This is a genomic window from Bacillus sp. LR--39 (genome assembly GCF_053613335.1).
In genome coordinates this window covers 1-766 of record NZ_JBSIOT010000743.1, presented here as the reverse complement: position 1 = coordinate 766, position 766 = coordinate 1, and the positions used below count along the sequence as shown (strand labels likewise).

General features: G+C 46.0%; 1 protein-coding gene. It reads right to left on the bottom strand.

The window, feature by feature from the left end; translation table 11 throughout:
• The coding region (locus tag ACWHAR_RS26240) for a toxic anion resistance protein (RefSeq protein ID WP_452088318.1) at positions 1-766 on the bottom strand (766 nt) is incomplete at both ends.

The following is a 766-nucleotide window of genomic DNA, read 5'->3' as shown; positions in this document are numbered from 1 at the left end:
GCTGCTTTTTTAATATTATCCTGAAGCTGTGCAATTCGTCTCGCGCCGTCTTCGCGGAGGCGTTTGTTTTCTTCCTCGATTTGTTTTGTTTCCTGCATGCCGCTGACAATCGTGTTCCAAGACGATTCGATCGTTTCAATATCTATGCTCGGTCTGCCGGCCATTCTGGCAATTTCAACACTTTGGCTTGAGATGTTTTCAGCATTTCGTTTCAGCATCTCGTTTGTCCGGCGGTCAAGCTCGCTCATGGAATCAGCCACAAGCTTTTGCCGCTTTACCGTAACAGCCTGAATAATGCCGTTTTTGAAAATCGGAATGGTAATGATAAACGCGGAGTTGATTTTCCCGATCAGCTTTGCATTTCCTCGCTGCAGGAGACGGATTTGAGGTGCGGTTTGAAGCGCCACCATCCGTGCCATGTCCAGATCATACACCCGTTCCTCAAGCGCCTGAATGCCGCTGCGCAATGTATCGAGCTGCATTTGCGCCAGCTGGTTTCCGCTTGCCGCTTTTTCCTCATATGAAGGAAGGATCGACTGCATCTCTTCCAGTTTCATCTGCCCGGCAACGACGTATTTTTCAAGCTCCATATAGTATTTGATATTGTTTTCATACATTTCATCGAGCGTGTAGTTCGTCTTCGTCATCTCATCTTTGTATTTTGAAATCTCAACGTGGATTTTTTCAATCTCTCCGCCAAGCGTCTGATACTTTTTAAAGATTTTTTCAATCATGCTGCCGCCGCGTTTCAAAATTTTCGCCATTA